At 67.4% G+C, this 14,743-nt stretch carries 19 protein-coding genes, 1 tRNA gene and 1 pseudogene; 17 read left to right on the forward strand and 4 right to left on the reverse strand.

The window, feature by feature from the left end; translation table 11 throughout:
- Positions 1–43 precede the first annotated feature (43 nt).
- The 17 genes from BM070_RS18295 (at position 44) to BM070_RS18360 (ending at position 10,630) form a co-directional block, all read left to right on the forward strand.
- A complete protein-coding gene (locus tag BM070_RS18295; RefSeq protein ID WP_092940785.1) occupies positions 44–646 on the forward strand; it encodes a hypothetical protein in 603 nt (200 codons plus the stop codon).
- The gene (locus tag BM070_RS18300; protein WP_092940786.1) at positions 643–1,107 is read left to right on the forward strand and encodes a hypothetical protein; all 465 of its coding nucleotides are present in this window, start codon (positions 643–645) and stop codon (positions 1,105–1,107) included. The genes BM070_RS18295 and BM070_RS18300 overlap by 4 nt, the downstream gene beginning before the upstream one ends.
- The gene (locus tag BM070_RS18305) at positions 1,104–1,430 is read left to right on the forward strand and encodes a hypothetical protein (protein WP_139222875.1); all 327 of its coding nucleotides are present in this window, start codon (positions 1,104–1,106) and stop codon (positions 1,428–1,430) included. The genes BM070_RS18300 and BM070_RS18305 overlap by 4 nt, the downstream gene beginning before the upstream one ends.
- On the forward strand, positions 1,424–1,648 hold the full coding sequence (locus tag BM070_RS18310; RefSeq protein WP_092940788.1) for a hypothetical protein: 225 nt from the start codon (positions 1,424–1,426) through the stop codon (positions 1,646–1,648). The genes BM070_RS18305 and BM070_RS18310 overlap by 7 nt, the downstream gene beginning before the upstream one ends.
- Positions 1,648–1,911 carry a hypothetical protein gene (locus tag BM070_RS18315; RefSeq protein WP_092940789.1) on the forward strand — a complete coding sequence of 88 codons (264 nt, stop codon included), beginning with the start codon at positions 1,648–1,650 and terminating at the stop codon, positions 1,909–1,911. Before BM070_RS18310 ends, BM070_RS18315 begins: the two co-directional genes overlap by 1 nt.
- Positions 1,908–2,051, forward strand: coding sequence for a hypothetical protein (locus tag BM070_RS24870; RefSeq protein WP_175518543.1), 144 nt, complete (start codon positions 1,908–1,910; stop codon positions 2,049–2,051). The genes BM070_RS18315 and BM070_RS24870 overlap by 4 nt, the downstream gene beginning before the upstream one ends.
- A 3-nt stretch (positions 2,052–2,054) precedes the next feature.
- Complete coding sequence (locus BM070_RS24875; protein ID WP_175518544.1) at positions 2,055–2,219, forward strand: hypothetical protein; 165 nt, start codon at positions 2,055–2,057, stop codon at positions 2,217–2,219.
- On the forward strand, positions 2,216–2,530 hold the full coding sequence (locus BM070_RS18320) for a hypothetical protein (RefSeq protein WP_092940790.1): 315 nt from the start codon (positions 2,216–2,218) through the stop codon (positions 2,528–2,530). Before BM070_RS24875 ends, BM070_RS18320 begins: the two co-directional genes overlap by 4 nt.
- Positions 2,527–2,868 (forward strand): hypothetical protein, encoded by a 342-nt coding sequence (locus BM070_RS18325; RefSeq protein WP_092940791.1) that lies wholly within the window; start codon positions 2,527–2,529, stop codon positions 2,866–2,868. The genes BM070_RS18320 and BM070_RS18325 overlap by 4 nt, the downstream gene beginning before the upstream one ends.
- Positions 2,865–3,065: a hypothetical protein gene (locus BM070_RS18330; RefSeq protein WP_092940792.1), complete on the forward strand. Its 201-nt coding sequence runs from the start codon at positions 2,865–2,867 to the stop codon at positions 3,063–3,065. Before BM070_RS18325 ends, BM070_RS18330 begins: the two co-directional genes overlap by 4 nt.
- A 3-nt stretch (positions 3,066–3,068) precedes the next feature.
- Positions 3,069–5,219 carry a ParB/RepB/Spo0J family partition protein gene (locus tag BM070_RS18335; protein ID WP_092940793.1) on the forward strand — a complete coding sequence of 717 codons (2,151 nt, stop codon included), beginning with the start codon at positions 3,069–3,071 and terminating at the stop codon, positions 5,217–5,219.
- Positions 5,219–5,416 carry a hypothetical protein gene (locus BM070_RS24415; RefSeq protein ID WP_139222877.1) on the forward strand — a complete coding sequence of 66 codons (198 nt, stop codon included), beginning with the start codon at positions 5,219–5,221 and terminating at the stop codon, positions 5,414–5,416. Before BM070_RS18335 ends, BM070_RS24415 begins: the two co-directional genes overlap by 1 nt.
- On the forward strand, positions 5,413–7,152 hold the full coding sequence (locus tag BM070_RS18340; RefSeq protein ID WP_245785291.1) for a DUF4406 domain-containing protein: 1,740 nt from the start codon (positions 5,413–5,415) through the stop codon (positions 7,150–7,152). Before BM070_RS24415 ends, BM070_RS18340 begins: the two co-directional genes overlap by 4 nt.
- Before the next feature lie 59 nt (positions 7,153–7,211).
- Positions 7,212–7,670: a hypothetical protein gene (locus BM070_RS18345; protein ID WP_175518545.1), complete on the forward strand. Its 459-nt coding sequence runs from the start codon at positions 7,212–7,214 to the stop codon at positions 7,668–7,670.
- A complete protein-coding gene (locus tag BM070_RS18350) occupies positions 7,667–8,074 on the forward strand; it encodes an ASCH domain-containing protein (protein WP_245785292.1) in 408 nt (135 codons plus the stop codon). The genes BM070_RS18345 and BM070_RS18350 overlap by 4 nt, the downstream gene beginning before the upstream one ends.
- Complete coding sequence (locus BM070_RS18355) at positions 8,071–9,174, forward strand: phage Gp37/Gp68 family protein (RefSeq protein ID WP_092940795.1); 1,104 nt, start codon at positions 8,071–8,073, stop codon at positions 9,172–9,174. The genes BM070_RS18350 and BM070_RS18355 overlap by 4 nt, the downstream gene beginning before the upstream one ends.
- A gap of 268 nt (positions 9,175–9,442) precedes the next feature.
- On the forward strand, positions 9,443–10,630 hold the full coding sequence (locus BM070_RS18360; RefSeq protein ID WP_092940796.1) for a tyrosine-type recombinase/integrase: 1,188 nt from the start codon (positions 9,443–9,445) through the stop codon (positions 10,628–10,630).
- Between the two features lie 59 nt (positions 10,631–10,689).
- Here the strand turns inward: BM070_RS18360 and BM070_RS18365 are convergent.
- The 4 genes and pseudogenes from BM070_RS18365 to BM070_RS18380 form a co-directional block, all read right to left on the reverse strand.
- Positions 10,690–10,766, reverse strand: a tRNA-Arg gene (locus tag BM070_RS18365).
- 241 nt (positions 10,767–11,007) lie between these two features.
- A complete protein-coding gene (locus BM070_RS18370) occupies positions 11,008–12,333 on the reverse strand; it encodes an NAD(P)/FAD-dependent oxidoreductase (protein WP_092940797.1) in 1,326 nt (441 codons plus the stop codon).
- A gap of 123 nt (positions 12,334–12,456) precedes the next feature.
- Positions 12,457–13,932 carry an aldehyde dehydrogenase family protein gene (locus BM070_RS18375; protein WP_092940798.1) on the reverse strand — a complete coding sequence of 492 codons (1,476 nt, stop codon included), beginning with the start codon at positions 13,930–13,932 and terminating at the stop codon, positions 12,457–12,459.
- A 247-nt stretch (positions 13,933–14,179) separates the two neighbouring features.
- A pseudogene (locus BM070_RS18380) lies at positions 14,180–14,650 on the reverse strand (glycoside hydrolase family 16 protein); the annotation flags it as partial.
- Positions 14,651–14,743: the final 93 nt, after the last annotated feature.

A 14,743-nucleotide genomic window follows, 5' to 3' on the forward strand; every position in this document is an offset into this window, starting at 1 on the left:
TTGGCATACTGCCTCCACGCCCATCCCGGGCGATGGAGGCCCAATGTCCACACCCACCCTCGTAGCCCTTCGCCAAGCGCTACAAAAAGCCGAGCAGTTCATTGCCGGCTTCGAAGACGACGCCACCCAGCAGGCGGACGTCGCCCCCCTGCTCACAGATCTGCGCGCCCAACTTGCGCTGCTGGCCCCGCTGCCCGAGGCGGCCGAGCCCCGCACGACCGGCCCGCAGTGGTCGGCCACCGGCCAGTTCCTGCGGGACCACTTCGCCCAGGTCAAGCTCCAGCGGCTCATGCAGACGCTGAGCCACCTCAACGCGGAAGCCGGCACCATCGGCGCCGGCATGCTGGCCACGATCAAGGGCGACGCGGACTTCCTGCTCGCACACGCCTTCGGCACGCGCCAAGCCGAAGCCGCCCAGCTGGACGCCACCAACGCGGCCAAGGGGGCCATCCACCACCTGCTGCAACGCATCCAGCGCGACCCGTCGGTCGCCTGGCACTTCGACCCGATCACGCGCAGCATGGAAGAGCTGACCCTTGCGCACGCGCTGCTGCAAGGGCTGGATGTCGATCAGTTCCGCAAAGACTTCTTCGCCACCCTCGAGTTCAAGGAACCGCGCTGCGCGGCCTGCAGGAGCGCAGCATGACCGCCGCCACGCTCACCAAGCCGGCGCCGCCGAAGTCACGGCGCCCCACCCCAGCCCACTACCTGGCCAACGGCAAGCTCTACCGCGCCATCGTCAGCCTGCCCCAGTACATGTGCCGCCGCGACCGGCCGCTGCAGGAGCGCTGGGTGTTCTTCGACTGCTGCACCCGCCGTCCGGCGGAGCACCTTGAAAGCCTGCTCACCACCATCTGGGGCGCCGACACGCATGGCTGGGCTGACGCTGGGCTCATCTACAACGTCACCGAAGCCAGCGACCTGATCGCTCAGAACGACGCCGACGACGACACGGCCCTCTTCGAGCGCGCCTGGGGCAGCGAAGGCACGCAGTACGTCGCCCCGGCCGACGTGGACTTCTTCGTCCGGCCCGAGGTACGCGCGGTGCTGGAGGCCGCGCTGGCACGCGTCACCTCGGGCAAGTTGCATGAAGGCGGTGCCGCATGACTGCACTCCGACTTTCCCCAGCCCAGGCCAATGTGCTGCGCGCAATCTGCCGCGGCTACTTCAACGGTGGCCGGCAGGTCTTGCGCAAGCACGTCCAGACCCTGGAAGCACTCCGCAGCCGAGGATTGATCGACGTGCATAACCAGCCCACCGACGCCGGTCGCCAGGTGTTCGCCCCACCTCAGGTCGAAGAGGATCGCCGCCCGGGCGCGGCCCGACTCGCAGCACAGATCCAGGCCGCGAACCCACGCATGAGCGCGCTGGAGGCAGCGGTGCAGGCGAAGCACCGCTACACAACGAAGGAGAGGAGCACAGCATGCTGACCTTCCTCATCAAGCCCCCGGGCCGCAAGCCCTACACGAAGTGCCTGCCCAGCAACGCGGCAGCCATCGAAGACGCGCAGAAGCGCTTCCCCGGCACCGCGCCGGCCAGCGTGGTCAACCTCATCTTCTCCACCGGCCACGTGGACTTCATGGCTGCCGCAGCCAATGGCCGGCGCTTCGCAATCATCCGCGCCCAGCGGCCCCGAAAGGTCACCTAATGACCGCGCGTAAACCGCCACACACACAGGCCAAGACGCTCATGCTGACGACTCAGCAAAGCGCCATCGTGAGCCGACTCATCGACCAGCATCAAGAGGAGGGTGGCAGCCTGCTCGCGCAGGTCTATCACGATGGCATGCGCATTCGCGTGCTGACGCCTGAGCAGACTCTCGCGCTCAACGAAGCCATCTCGAAGGCGCTGGGTGAAGCCGGCCCGCGCGGCATCCGCAGCTCTGTGCTGGACAAGGCGGACAAGCCATGACCGCCCCCATCACCATCGACGGCCCGTACCGCTGCCGCCGCCGGCTGCTGCGCGCGCGCATCGCCCTGGCGCTGGCCGCTGCCCTGCTGATCGCTCTCCCATTCGCCACCGCCGCCCTGGCGATGTGGGCCAGGGGGTAAGCCATGGTCAGCCGCATTGTCTGGAGCCTGGTCTTCGCCCTGCTCTACCTGCGCAACCTGCCCAGCTTCGGCGGCGACCGCGTGTACACGCGCGCCGCCACCCGCATGGACGTCGATCTGCTGCGCTACCGCCGCGCCCAGGCGCGCAAGGCCCGGGGCCAGCCATGACCACCGCGCTGCAGCTGCGCATTCGCGGCACGGTCACCAGCGCCGTGTGCCGCACCACCACCGCCGGCCTGCCGCTGGTGGAGGTCCACCTGACCGACCCCAGCGGCCAGGAAGTGCGCGCCCGGCACACCTACCCCACCGCCACGCCAGCCAGCCACTACGCCGCGAACGCCTTCGCCCGGCGCCTGCGCGGCCAGGTGGCCGAGCTGGACGCCACCTCGCCCAAGTTCCGCGCCCGCCGCATCGACTGCGAGGCATCCCACATCAGCCTGCCCTACGAGCAGGCCCCCACCCGCAAGGATCTCGAATGACCACCACCCACCGCCCCGCCACGGTGACGATCACGCTGTGCGGCGATGCCCGCGGCAACGTCAGCGTGCGCACCGATCTCGCTGCGCCCGTCGCTGTCGGCCAGCCCATCTCGCCCGTCCAGTCCGTAGCGCTCGACCTCATCAACCAGTGCGGGCTCCGCGGCCTGCAGATCGTGCGCGGCGCCGAGCACGTGCCCTCCCTCTCGCTGGCCCTCGACCTGCTCAACCCGGACGTCCTGGGCTGGCAGAGCACGCCGGAGATCGCCGCCTCCGCCAAGAAGATCGTGCTGCAGAGCCAGCACGCCGCCAAGCCTCACACCCCGGAGGCTTCGCTGTGATCCGCAAGCCCACCCCAGAGCAGATCGACGCGCGGCTGCGCATCGCCAGCACCGAAAAGCCCGTGCGCAACAGCACCAGCACCGAGCCCTACCGAGGCGCCGAGCTGCGCAGCACCAACAACCGCGCCGGAGCGCAAGACGCGTACCGCTTGCCCAGCCGTACCTTCTACGGCGTGCGCACGCCAGGGGAGGCCTGACACATGGCCGCCAAGAAGACCGACCCGCTGATCAAGCGGCACATCCGCATCAACGACGACGCCACCACCCCCAAGGGCCAGCCGCTGCCCGAGGCGGGCCAGATGGGCAAGATCCTGGGCCGCACGCCGAGCGGCAGGCAGTACCAAGTCGAAGTCAACGACCGCGTCATCAACCTCACGCTCGACGCGTTCACCGTCATCCAGCGTGAATCCGACCCAACGCCGCAGGAGGTCGCCCCGGCCGAGCCCATGCTCGACCTCGACCGCCTGGTGCCCAGCCAGAGCAACCGCAAGACCTTCGACCCCGAGCTGCTGCAACTGCTGGCCGCCGGCATCAAGCTGGTGGGCGTGCTGCAGCCGCTGCTGGTTCGACGCCTGCCGGCATCGCGTCTGCAAGACACGTTCGAAGACCCGGCAACGCGCCACGCCACGCATGAAATCATCGCGGGCGAGCGCCGTTGGCGAGCCGCCAGCATCGCAGGACTGCGCGCCGTGCCTTACCGCGAGGTTGGCGCCGATGACGCCACGGCCCTGGTCATGCAGATGCAGGAAAACATCCAGCGCGAAACCCTCACGCCGCTGGATGAAGCCCGAGGCATCGAGGAACTGGTCAACAAGCACGGCTACACCCGCCAGGACGCCGCAGACTCGCTGGGCCTGAGCCTCACGCATGTGTACGAAGCCCAGCGCCTGCTGCAGCTGTGCCCCGAGGCCATCGCAGGGCTGCAGGCGGGCACGCTCAGCCGCAGCGTGGCTCTGCTGGTAGCCCAACGCCCCACGCCGGCACTGCAGACCGAGTTCACCCGGCGCGTGCTCACCACCGGCCCGGACGGTGGGCCGCTCAGCTACCGCAGCGCGAAAGACTTGGCGAACCGCCACTACCAGACCGACCTGGCCACCGCGCCGTTCCGCCTGGACGATGCCGAGCTTTCACCCAAGGCCGGCGCCTGCATGCAGTGCCCGCGACGCACGGGCTTCGAGCCGGAATTGTTCGCCAAGGGCAGTGCGGACGTCTGCACCGATGTCGTCTGCTTCGGCCAGAAGAAAGAAGCCCACTTCGAGCGTCTGGCGGAAACGGCCCGCAAGAAGGGCCGCAAGGTCATCACCGGCCGCGAAGCGCGCGAGATCATGCCCACAGACGCCGGGGCGCCGGATGGCTACATCTTGCTGGACAAGCCCCGCAAGGGCGAATCCGCGCCCCTGCGCCAGCTGCTGGGCAGCGATGTGCCTGAAGAGAAGATCGTGCTGATCGAAACGCCCAGCGGCAGCATGGTGGAGGCCATCCCCACGCGCGCGGCCGGCGCTGCGCTGGAGAGCAAGGGCAAGGCGCCCGAGGCGGCGAGCCCCGCGAAGGGCAAGGCAGCCGCCAAGGACGCAGACAAGGGGCCGACGGCGGCAGAGCTGTCCGAACAGTACCAGCGCCGCTGGCGCCGCGCCGCCATCGACCAGATCATCGAAGGCCTGCGCGTGGTGGCCGAGCCAGAGGCACTGGACGAACTGCCGCGCCAGGTCGCCTACCGGGTGATCCTGACCATGGCGAACGAGACGGACGATGAAACCGTGCGCCGCGCGTTCCAGCTGTCCCCGGGCTTCTCCACCGACACGCTCCAGGCCGCCGTGGCATCGGTCGCGGGCCAGTCCCAGCGCATCCAGCACATGGTGCTGATGATGCTGGCCAGCGGCACCGACGACATGCCGCTGTACGAACGGCCGGTGGATGAAGCCCTGCACATCGACGCCACCGCGCCCGTGGCCCAGGTGGACGTCAAAGCCATCCAGGCCCAGGTGCAGGCCGACATGAAGGCCGAGGCCGCCGAGCGCGCCCACGCCGCCCAGCCGCAGGACAAGGCCAAGCCCACGCTCAAGCCCAAGACCAGCAAGGCCGAGGCTCAGGCCGCCATCGCGCAAGCCATGGCCACCGCTGAGACGGCCTCGCCGAACGCGTTCGAGCCCGGCCAGAAGGTCAGGATCAAGACCGACATCAAAGGCGCGGGCGGTGCCCTGGTTTCCAGCAAAGGGTGCGAAGCGACCGTAGTACGGGCGTCCGGCCAGCGCCACTGGATGGTCACTCTCCCAGACCCCTGGCCCTTCCCAGGCAGTGAAGCGAAGCCCATTGAGCTTGTCGCCGACTACACCGAGCTGGAGGCCGTGTGATGCCCAGCGCCCGGAACACCTGCGCGAGTTGCCAGCACTGGCTGCGCCACGACACCGCGCCCATGAACCAGCACGGCATGCACCCCTGCGCCCACGGCATGCGCTGGACGTACCTGCCGCCCCAGCACTCCTGCCGGCAATGGGCCAAGCGCCCCGCCGCCGCCCAAGCCCCCACTGCATCGGAGACCCAGCCATGACCCACAAGATCTGCGACCACTGCGAAACCGTCCAGCACTGCAGCCAGCACGGTTGCATCCCTCCGGCGCCCAGCAAAGCAACACATGTGCCTGAAACGCTGCGCCTGGCGGCATGGCTCACCGAAGGCGCTTGGTACAAGATGCGACTGGGCGACGTGGAGGCGGCCGGGCGCGAGATGAAGCGTCTGCATGAAGAGAACAAGCGCTTGAGCGCTGCGCTCGACGCTGCTGCCGCCCGCGCAGCGACTGCCAACCAAGTGTGGGGCGACACGGAGATCGACGCGCTCTGTCAGCCCGGTCGTGCCGAGCGCTGGAAGGGCGACGGCCGGCAGTATGACCGCGACACAGTGCGCCTGGTGCTGGCCGCAGCCGCGCCTCATGCGGCAGGCGTGCAACTGGCCGGCACGCGCGAAGGGCGCATCTATGTCGCAGGCCCCATGACTGATCTGCCCGAACTGAATTTCCCGGCTTTTCACGCGGCAGCCGCAGATCTGCGGGCGCGGGGCCTGGCGGTGGTCAACCCAGCGGAACATGGCATCGTGGAGGGCGCGGAATGGGCCGACTACCTGCACTACGACCTCGGCCGCCTATCCACGTGCTCCAGCATCTATCTGCTGCCGGGCTGGAGTAGGTCGCGCGGCGCCGCGCTGGAGGCCATGTGCGCACAGACCCTTGGAATGCGCTTTGAATACGCCGCCGGGGCCGAACGCCCAGCGCTGATGAGCGCCCTAAAGGTGATCGAGACGCTGATGAGCCGCACCACGCTAGAGCAAGCCAGCGAAGCTCGACGCACGAATGGATTGACCTGGGCTGTGAACCGCTGGCACATAGAGGTGAGTCGCCGGCCGCTGGAAAACGTGCATCGTCGCCCCCTGGACGATGCATGGCGCCAAGTGGTCCGCTACTTCGGGGGCGACCCCGAGGAACTGCTGGGCCCGTCTCATGACGAGATCCAGGCCACCACTGCCTATGTGGCGACCAGCCAGACGCCTCAGTGCCAACACCTCGACCCGCTAGATGATGGTCATGAGTGGGCAGAACCGATTTACCTGCAGCCATGCCCGCAGCAGGCCTCCCCCACCACCGTGCAAGCGAGCTGCGTGGCCGCCGGGCACATTGCAGAGCCTTACACGCTGGCTGAAATCAAGGCCAAGATCGCAAGCGGCGACTACAGCGCCGAGCTGATGCTGCAGCATGCGATGCTGCTGCTGGAAGCGCTGCAAACCACCGTGCAAGAGGGGGCGCCGAGCTCGCTTCAACGCGAGGTGCTCTCCAAACTGGTAGAGCTGGCTCGCATCGTGGATCGCGCCGTCGCTGACTGGGGCGAGTCGGGTCAAGATGGCTCCAGCCATGTCATCTTCCACAAAGAAGAAGCCGCTGCACGAGACGCGATTCTTGACTACTTCGACGCCCTGCCCGACGGCCCGGATGATCGCATCATTGAAAGCGGCCCGGTAAAAGCAGACCGGGTCCTGTCCGGACTCGCACCCCCCGCATCAGGTGGGGAGGCGCAAGCAGAGGAGGATGCGCGCATTGCACACGCGCTGCACGCTGCTGTCTCGGCGATCTACTTCGACGACAGCAGTACGTTCAAAAGCGCACTGGGCCGCGTGGTGCACGCCATCGACCCAGCACTGGCCGGTGAACTGCTGTGCTATCCGAAGGATGCCTTCGACAAGTCTGCAGCCCGAGAAGCCGCCTCCATGGCCGCATTCAGCAAGGAAGGCGGTGCGTGATGGGCCTCCCACGCTTCCGCCCGCCACCACCTCGGCAGCACCGCACGCCCGCCCTTGACTTGATGCGCAAGGCTCAATTGCGCCACACCCGCCTCACCGAACCAGAGATCCGGGAAACGATGGATGCCGTGCAGATCTGCGCCACCCGCCTGCGCGAGGGCGTGGCCACCGAGCTGCAGGTCCAGGTGCTGCGCAGCACGATGGACATCGCCCTGGAGATCGAGAAGCACGGCCCGTTGCAAGGGATGCGCGGCCACTTCGAGGCCGCCATCGTGGCCCTGGTCAGCATCGCCGCCCGCGCCGAAGCATCGGGCACCTGGCGACCGACGGCCCTGCACTGGTACGAGATGGACGCCATCACCAGCGCCCTCGACCTGCACGACCACCAGCTGCGGCAGTTGACCGCCGCCGAGCTGCACAGCGCCACCCAGCGCGTCATCGCCCGCACACAGAGCCAGGGCGGTGGCCATCTGCGCATCGTCAACCCCGCCGACCTCACGACAGGGAGCACCACATGATCCCAGCCCTCAGCATCCGACAGCCCTGGGCCTGGCTCATCGTCAACGACTACAAGGACATCGAGAACCGCGACTGGCCCACGAACTTCCGGGGCCAGTTGCTGGTGCATGCCGGCGTCACCATGTCCCGCCGCTACTACGACTCCACCGTGGGCGAACTGGATCTCTCGGGCCTGCTGCCAGCCGACATGCCGGCCTACGAAGACCTGCAGCGCGGCGGCTTCGTCGGCTGGACGCGTGTAGTGGACTGCGTGACCTCGCACCCCTCGCGCTGGAAGATCGAGAACCCTTCCGGCGATCCGGTCTACGGCTTCGTGCTGCGCGAAAGCCGCCCCATGCCCTTCGTGCCCTGGAAGGGCCGGCTCGGCTTCTTCAACGTGCCGAAGGAGGCCATTCCATCATGAGCGCCAACACGAAAATCGAGTGGTGCGACCACACCTTCAATCCGTGGATCGGCTGCCAAAAAGTGTCGCCGGCCTGTCTGCACTGCTACGCGGAGGAAAGCACGCCGGTACGCGTGCTGCGCGCCAAGGGCGTGGAAACCTGGGGCGTGCATGCGCCGCGCCACCGTACTGGCGCAGCCACGTGGAAGGCCATGCGTACTTGGAACGCCGCACATGAGGCCTTCCACGCGCTGCACGGCCGGCGCCAGCGCGTCTTTTGCGCGAGCCTCGCCGATATCTTCGACAACGCGGTACCTATCGCTTGGTTCGCCGAGTTCCTTGACCTCTGCCGCCTGACGCCTCACCTCGACAAGCTGCTGCTCACCAAGCGCATCGGCCTGGTGGAGCGGCGACTGGCGGAGGCGCTGGAATACAGCAGCGAGGTGATGCTCAACCCTCTGCTGTCCAGCTGGATCGTGTGCTGGCTCAATGGCGACCACGTACCACCGGACATCTGGATGGGCGCGACTGTGGTCAATCAGGAAGAGGCCGACCGCAACATCCCGAAGCTGCTGGCCGTGCCGGCGCGCGTGCGCTTCCTTTCGATGGAGCCACTGCTTGGTGCGGTGGACTTGGCGTCGCCTTACACCGATCAGCTATTCCGCGAGAAGATTGCAGAGGATCGTCTGGAGCTTCCGTCTGCGTGGCAAGACCTAAGGACGGGAATGCACGAGCCGACCGGGGAAGACCTGCTACCCGGACTGCACTGGGTCATCGTCGGCGGCGAGAGCGGCCCCGGCGCACGGCCGATGCACCCGGACTGGGCCCGCAGCCTGCGCGACCAGTGCGCCGCGGCCGGTGTGCCCTTCCTGCTCAAGCAGTGGGGCGAGTGGACAGAGGTTGACACCGGCGCGGCCGCGCCCCTGGTGGCGCACGAAGGTGATCCCGAGTTCGAGCAGGAACTTGGCAAGCATGCCGGCTTTATCAGCCTGGACGGCCACTTCGTCGGCGACTCCGAAGACATGGCAGATGGCGTCCGTTACCGCGGCTTGATCCGGCCCGGAAAGAAAACTGCCGGCCGCCTGCTCGACGGACGCACACACGACGAGTTTCCATCATGAAGCGCGGCCTCTCGCAGCAAGAAGCCATGGCCTACGTTGGGGTCAAGCGGCGAACGTGGGAGGCCCACTGGGCGCCGCGGCTCACAGGCATGCAGCAGGGCGTCAGCCTGATCTACGACCGCCTCGACCTCGATCGCCTGTTCGATGAAATGAAGACCGCCGCCGCTGGCCAGCAGCCGGCGGAGGATGCGGCCAACGACGGTCAGGCGCCGCAAGCGCAGAATGCGCCCTGGAACGGACGGCCCGCCAACAAGGAAGGAAGGAACACATGGGCCAAAAAACACCCGGCATCTACGCCGGCAAAAACGGAACCTGGGAAGTCGACAAGTACTGGAAAGGCACTCGATTTCGCCAGCGTGGTCTCACAAGTTACGAAGAGGCCGAGCGCTGGCTCATCAAGCAGCTTTCGGACAAGCGCGAGGTAGTGCTCCACGGGGTGCGCGCCGAGCGGCTGTTTGACGCTGCCGCCGCGCATTACCTGATGACGCACCGGGACAAGGCCTCCATCGTCACCGAGGCGTACTTGCTGCAGTCCATCATGCCCTTCATCGGCCACCTCACCTTGCCGCAGATCCACGACGCGAGCCTTGCGCCCTACGTTGCCGCGCGCAAGGGCGAGGGCCGCGCGAACAAGACCATCAACCTCGCCCTGGGCGTGGTGCGCCGGATTCTCAATCTGGCCGCCTCGGCTTGGCGCGATGAAGATGGCCGCACGTGGCTGCAGCACCCGCCGAAGATCACCATGCTGCCCCTGGTCGGCCACCAGCGCGAGCCGCGGCCCATCAGCTGGGCCGAGCAGCGCCAGCTGCTGCCGCAGTTGCCCGATCACCTGGCGCGCATGGCCCTGTTCGTTCTGAACACGGGCGTGCGCGACGACGTGGTGTGCAGCCTGCGTTGGGAGTGGGAGATCCCGGTGCCGGAGCTGGGCGTGTCTGTGTTCGACGTGCCCCGTGCCCACGTCAAAGGTCGGCGCAAGAACCGGCTGATCGTGTGCAACAGCGTGGCCCAATCGGTGATAGAAGCCGCACGCGGCCAGCACCCCGATTTCGTGTTCGTGTACCGACGGGAGCGTGTGTCCAAGCTGGATGAGGAGCCAGCTATGGCCTACCGCCCGATCGGCACGATGAACAACACGGGCTGGCAGAACGCACGCAAGGCGGCAGGCCTGAGCGATCTACACGTCCACGACCTGCGGCACACGTTGGGCATGCGCCTGCGTGAAGCCGGCGTGACCGAGGGCACCGTGTCGGATGTGCTGTGGCACAGCACGAAGAATGTGACCCAGCACTACAGCATGGCGCAGATCGTAGAGTTGCACGACGCATTGGAGAAGATCAAGGCGGATACGGGTGCGTGGAACAAGACGCTCACGACCTTGCGCGCGGAGCACCAGGCGCGCCTGGCTGGTGCGAGTCCCCCAAAAGTCCCCCAAGGGCTTCTGGAGCGGGTAGCGTGAAAACGCTCCCCACAACGGAAAAAGCCCTGCAAGATCAAGATCTTGCAGGGCTTACCGTTTGGTGCGGCTGGCAGGAATCGAACCCACGACCCCTTGGTTCGTAGCCAAGTACTCTATCCAGCTGAGCTACAGCCGCTAAGCTTTGAATTATAGCATGAATTTTCTTGCCACTTCAAAAAATCGACTTTTTAACTTTTGCCTTTTAGGCAGCTGCTTTAAAGCCGATGCGTAATTGTAGCGCAACTTTTGGCCCCTCCGACAAACTTTGCAGCTTCGATGCTTTTTTCTGAACGGAGGGCCCAAAAACCCGTTGTGCGCCCCGGGGCTCGCAGCGCCACGCAAGCGCCCTTGCATGGCCCGGCTGGCAATGGCAGTAGTTAGAAGTCCGCGACCTTGCCCCAGGCGGATTCCTTGAAACGCTCGGGCTGGTAGGGCCGGGGATCGAAGAGCGGCGCATCTCCCGTGACCAGATCGGCGATGAGGTGCCCGGCACCCGGGCCGATGCCGAAGCCGTGGCCCGAGAAGCCTGCCGCCAGGATGAACCCCGGAATGCCTTCGACTTCGCCGATCCCCGGCACGCCATCGGGCGTGCTGTCCACATAGCCGGCCCAGGCGTTGGCGATGCTGGCGTTGCGCAAGGGCGGCAGCAGATCCACGGCGCGGCGGTGGGTTTCCTTGACGGCGGCCGGGTCCGGCTTCGGGTCGAGGATGCGCACCCGCTCCATGGGGGTCACTTCGTCCAGACGCCAGCGGCGCAGGGTTTCGTGCCCGGAACGCATGCCTTCCAGCCCGCCGGGAAAGACGTTGCGCCAGCGCTTGGCGAACATGGGGATGAACTGGGGAGAAAAGCGCAGCAGCTGCGGCGTCGGATCCACGCGGCCACGGCCGCTGATGGCCAAGGTGTAGCTGCCGTCGCTGCGACGCGTGACGGACACGCCCGCCGTATGCAGCGTGTCGGGCAGGCGCTCATCGATGGCCGACACCCGCACGATGGACTGGCGCACGGTGGCCAGCGGAAAACGCACGCCCAGCTGGCGACAGAAGGACGACGCCCAGGCGCCGCCCGCGAGCACGGCCGTGCGCGTCTTGATGACGCCCGCTTCGGTCACGACGCCGCTGACGCGGCCGCCCTCCAGGTCCAGGCCACGCACGGCGCAGTTCTGGTGCACGGTGCCGCCCAGGCGCATGAAGGCTTCCGCCGCAGCGGGCGCGGCCTTGCCTGGGTCCGCCGTGCCGTCGGTGGGCGAAAGCACCCCGCCCTTCCAGGAGCGGCCGGTCGCCAGGCCACGCTGCGTGGCCTGCTCGGCGCTCAGCATGTGCGTGACCACTCCGGCCGTCTTGGCGAACTTGCCCCAGTTGGCCCAGCGCTCGAGTTCGGCTTCGTCGTTGCTGAGATAGAACAGCCCGCAGCGGTTGAAGCCGGTGTCCTGGCCGGAGTCCTCTGCGAACTTCTCCCACAGCTCCAGGCTCTTGGTGGCCATGGGCAGCTCGCGGGCATCGCGGTTCTGCTGGCGGCACCAGCCCCAGTTGCGGCTGGACTGCTCGGCGCCGATCAGGCCTTTCTCGACCAGCGCGACCGACAGCCCGCGCTTGGCGAGGTAATAGGCGGTGAACACGCCGATGATCCCGCCGCCGATGACGACGACATCGGCGCTGGCGGGCAAGGGGGAAGACGTCTGCAGGACACGCAACGGTTGACGCATGGAGGGTATCTCTCGCTTCTCTTTATTGAGGGTGGAACGCAGTGCCGCCGAGGACGCGCGAAGCGGCGCCCACAGCCAAGGGCTGCGGTGACTGACTGTGCTGGCTATCGCGCGCCGGATGGCTCATACGGCCTCCGCAGCGCCATAGCCCAGGATGGCCTTGGTCTCCAGGTATTCCTGAAGCCCCTCGACGCCGTATTCACGGCCGTTGCCCGACTGCTTGTAGCCGCCAAAGGGCGCGATCGGGCTCCAGGCCGGGTTGTTGATGTGGACCTGCCCCGACCGGATGCGCCGCGCCACGGCGCGCGCTGCCGCGAGGTCCTGCCCCTGCACGTGCGCGCCCAGGCCGTAGATGGTGTCGTTTGCGATCGCCACAGCCTCTTCCACGGTGTCGTAGGGCACGATCACGAGCACGGGGCCGAAGATCTCTTCCTGCGCGATCCGCATGCGCGAATGCACGTCCGAAAAAATCGTGGGCCGCGCATAGAAGCCGCTCTCCAGCCCCTGCGGCCGGCCCAGGCCGCCGCAGACCAGCCGGGCGCCTTCCTGCAGGCCGATCTCGATCATTTCCTGCACCTTGCGGAACTGCGCCCGGTTGGCCAGCGGGCCGTGCGTGGTCTGCTCGGAGCGCGGATCGCCCACGACGATGGCGGACACCGCCTCGGCCGCGATCCGCTCCACCTCCGCCAGGCGTGCGCGCGGAACGATCATGCGCGTGGGCGCGCTGCACGACTGCCCCACGTTGCGCATGCCCGAGGCCACGCCGGCAGGCACCGCACGGGCCAGATCGGCGTCGGGCAGGATGACGTTGGGCGACTTGCCGCCCAGCTCCTGCGCCACACGCTTCACCGTGGGCGCCGCGGCCTGGGCCACCAGCACGCCGGCGCGGGTGGAGCCAGTGATCGACACCATGTCCACTTCGGGATGCGAAGCCAGCGCAGCGCCGACTTCCGGGCCCTCGCCGCTCACGAGATTGAATACGCCCGCGGGAATGCCGGCGTCGTGCACCGCCTCGGCGAACAGCAGGGCGCTGAAAGGCGACAGCTCGCTGGGCTTGAGCACCACGGTGCAGCCCGCGGCCAGCGCCGGGCCGACCTTGGCGGTGATCTGATAGAGCGGCCAGTTCCACGGCGTGATCAGGCCGCAGACGCCGATGGCCTCGCGCACGATGGCCGTGCCGTCGCGCTGCGTGACGAAGGCGTAGCTGCCGGCCAGGTCGCGGGCCACGCGGATGTGCTCCGCCGCGACGGGCACCTGTGCATTGCGGGCCGCGGTGATCGACGAGCCCATTTCCAGCGAGATCATCTGGGCGAAGACCTCGGCACGCTCCAGGATCAGGCCATGCAGGCGATCGAGCAAGGCGCCGCGAGCCTGCGGCTCCAGGGCGGACCAGTCCGCGAAGGCGCGCCGGGCGGCGCCCACGGCCTGCGCCACGTCCTGCGAATCGCCCATGGCGATCTCGGCCACCACCTGCTCCGTGGAGGGGTCGGTCACCGGCGCCCGGCCCCGCCCGGACGGCAGCGTCCATTGGCCGTCGATATAGAAGCGGTCCAGGCGACCCGCTTCGGTCAGGCGCTTGAGGATGTCAGAAGAGTTCATGGCAACGGTCGGTCTGGTGGAGCGAGGCAGGGACCGCCGCAGAAAGCACATGGCCTGCTGGCCAGCGGCGCGCCTCGCCAATCGATGGACGATTGCACCATGCAGCGCACTGCAAGCCGTTCGGAAAAATGAACCGCGCTGGAGCGAAGCTGCGGTTTTCAGGGGCGATGACGGCATGGCATGCGGTCTGCCACATCAAGGGGCGCGCATGCACCCCGATGTGGCACGCCCTGCCCGCCTCGGGGAGTCACTGCGGTGCGGCTGCAGGCGCCTGCCAGACCTTCACCCAGTTCACGTCCATGTGATAGCGGCCCTCGCTCTGGCTGCCGTAGCCGCTGGACGCGATCGGGCCGGCCCAGCCACGGTCCTTGATCTCGCAAGTCAGGCGAATGTCCTGGCCGGTGGCCGATACGGCGGCGCTGCTCTGCCAACGCGGCTGATCGTCCACATAGAAGACATAGCCCGCCGCCGTCCAGAGCAGTCCATACACATGCCAGCTGCCGTCCAGCGACGCCGGGGCCGCCCATTGCGAGCCGATGTGCTTGTGGTCGTTGCCGTAGCCATCCCAGTGCAGATTGAAGGACGCCAGATGGCTGACATCACGGCCTTGCTGGTCGGCCGCCCGGTGTTCGACGATGTCGGTTTCCACGCCGGCCGCCGCCGGATCGCCCAGCGGTTTGCCCACCGTGGGCGACTGCAGCCAGAAGGCGCAATGGCCGCCCGGTGCATCCTTAGAACGTGTTTACGATCTCGCAGGGGATCGCGTTGGAGCGCAATCGGGATGAGTGGATGCTTCGGATGCGCCGCATGG

Origin of the sequence: Paracidovorax wautersii, assembly GCF_900113035.1 — a bacterium.
GTDB classification, from domain to species: Bacteria; Pseudomonadota; Gammaproteobacteria; order Burkholderiales; family Burkholderiaceae_C; genus Paracidovorax; species Paracidovorax wautersii.

Bases quoted from the DNA above. Each gene is read 5' to 3' on its own strand.
- BM070_RS18295 (WP_092940785.1), top strand. From the start codon at position 44: ATGTCCACACCCACCCTCGTAGCCCTTCGCCAAGCGCTACAAAAAGCC.
- BM070_RS18300 (WP_092940786.1), top strand. From the start codon at position 643: ATGACCGCCGCCACGCTCACCAAGCCGGCGCCGCCGAAGTCACGGCGC.
- BM070_RS18305 (WP_139222875.1), top strand. From the start codon at position 1,104: ATGACTGCACTCCGACTTTCCCCAGCCCAGGCCAATGTGCTGCGCGCA.
- BM070_RS18310 (WP_092940788.1), top strand. From the start codon at position 1,424: ATGCTGACCTTCCTCATCAAGCCCCCGGGCCGCAAGCCCTACACGAAG.
- BM070_RS18315 (WP_092940789.1), top strand. From the start codon at position 1,648: ATGACCGCGCGTAAACCGCCACACACACAGGCCAAGACGCTCATGCTG.
- BM070_RS24870 (WP_175518543.1), top strand. From the start codon at position 1,908: ATGACCGCCCCCATCACCATCGACGGCCCGTACCGCTGCCGCCGCCGG.
- BM070_RS24875 (WP_175518544.1), top strand. From the start codon at position 2,055: ATGGTCAGCCGCATTGTCTGGAGCCTGGTCTTCGCCCTGCTCTACCTG.
- BM070_RS18320 (WP_092940790.1), top strand. From the start codon at position 2,216: ATGACCACCGCGCTGCAGCTGCGCATTCGCGGCACGGTCACCAGCGCC.
- BM070_RS18325 (WP_092940791.1), top strand. From the start codon at position 2,527: ATGACCACCACCCACCGCCCCGCCACGGTGACGATCACGCTGTGCGGC.
- BM070_RS18335 (WP_092940793.1), top strand. From the start codon at position 3,069: ATGGCCGCCAAGAAGACCGACCCGCTGATCAAGCGGCACATCCGCATC.
- BM070_RS24415 (WP_139222877.1), top strand. From the start codon at position 5,219: ATGCCCAGCGCCCGGAACACCTGCGCGAGTTGCCAGCACTGGCTGCGC.
- BM070_RS18340 (WP_245785291.1), top strand. From the start codon at position 5,413: ATGACCCACAAGATCTGCGACCACTGCGAAACCGTCCAGCACTGCAGC.
- BM070_RS18350 (WP_245785292.1), top strand. From the start codon at position 7,667: ATGATCCCAGCCCTCAGCATCCGACAGCCCTGGGCCTGGCTCATCGTC.
- BM070_RS18355 (WP_092940795.1), top strand. From the start codon at position 8,071: ATGAGCGCCAACACGAAAATCGAGTGGTGCGACCACACCTTCAATCCG.
- BM070_RS18360 (WP_092940796.1), top strand. From the start codon at position 9,443: ATGGGCCAAAAAACACCCGGCATCTACGCCGGCAAAAACGGAACCTGG.
- BM070_RS18370 (WP_092940797.1), bottom strand. From the start codon at position 12,333: ATGCGTCAACCGTTGCGTGTCCTGCAGACGTCTTCCCCCTTGCCCGCC.
- BM070_RS18375 (WP_092940798.1), bottom strand. From the start codon at position 13,932: ATGAACTCTTCTGACATCCTCAAGCGCCTGACCGAAGCGGGTCGCCTG.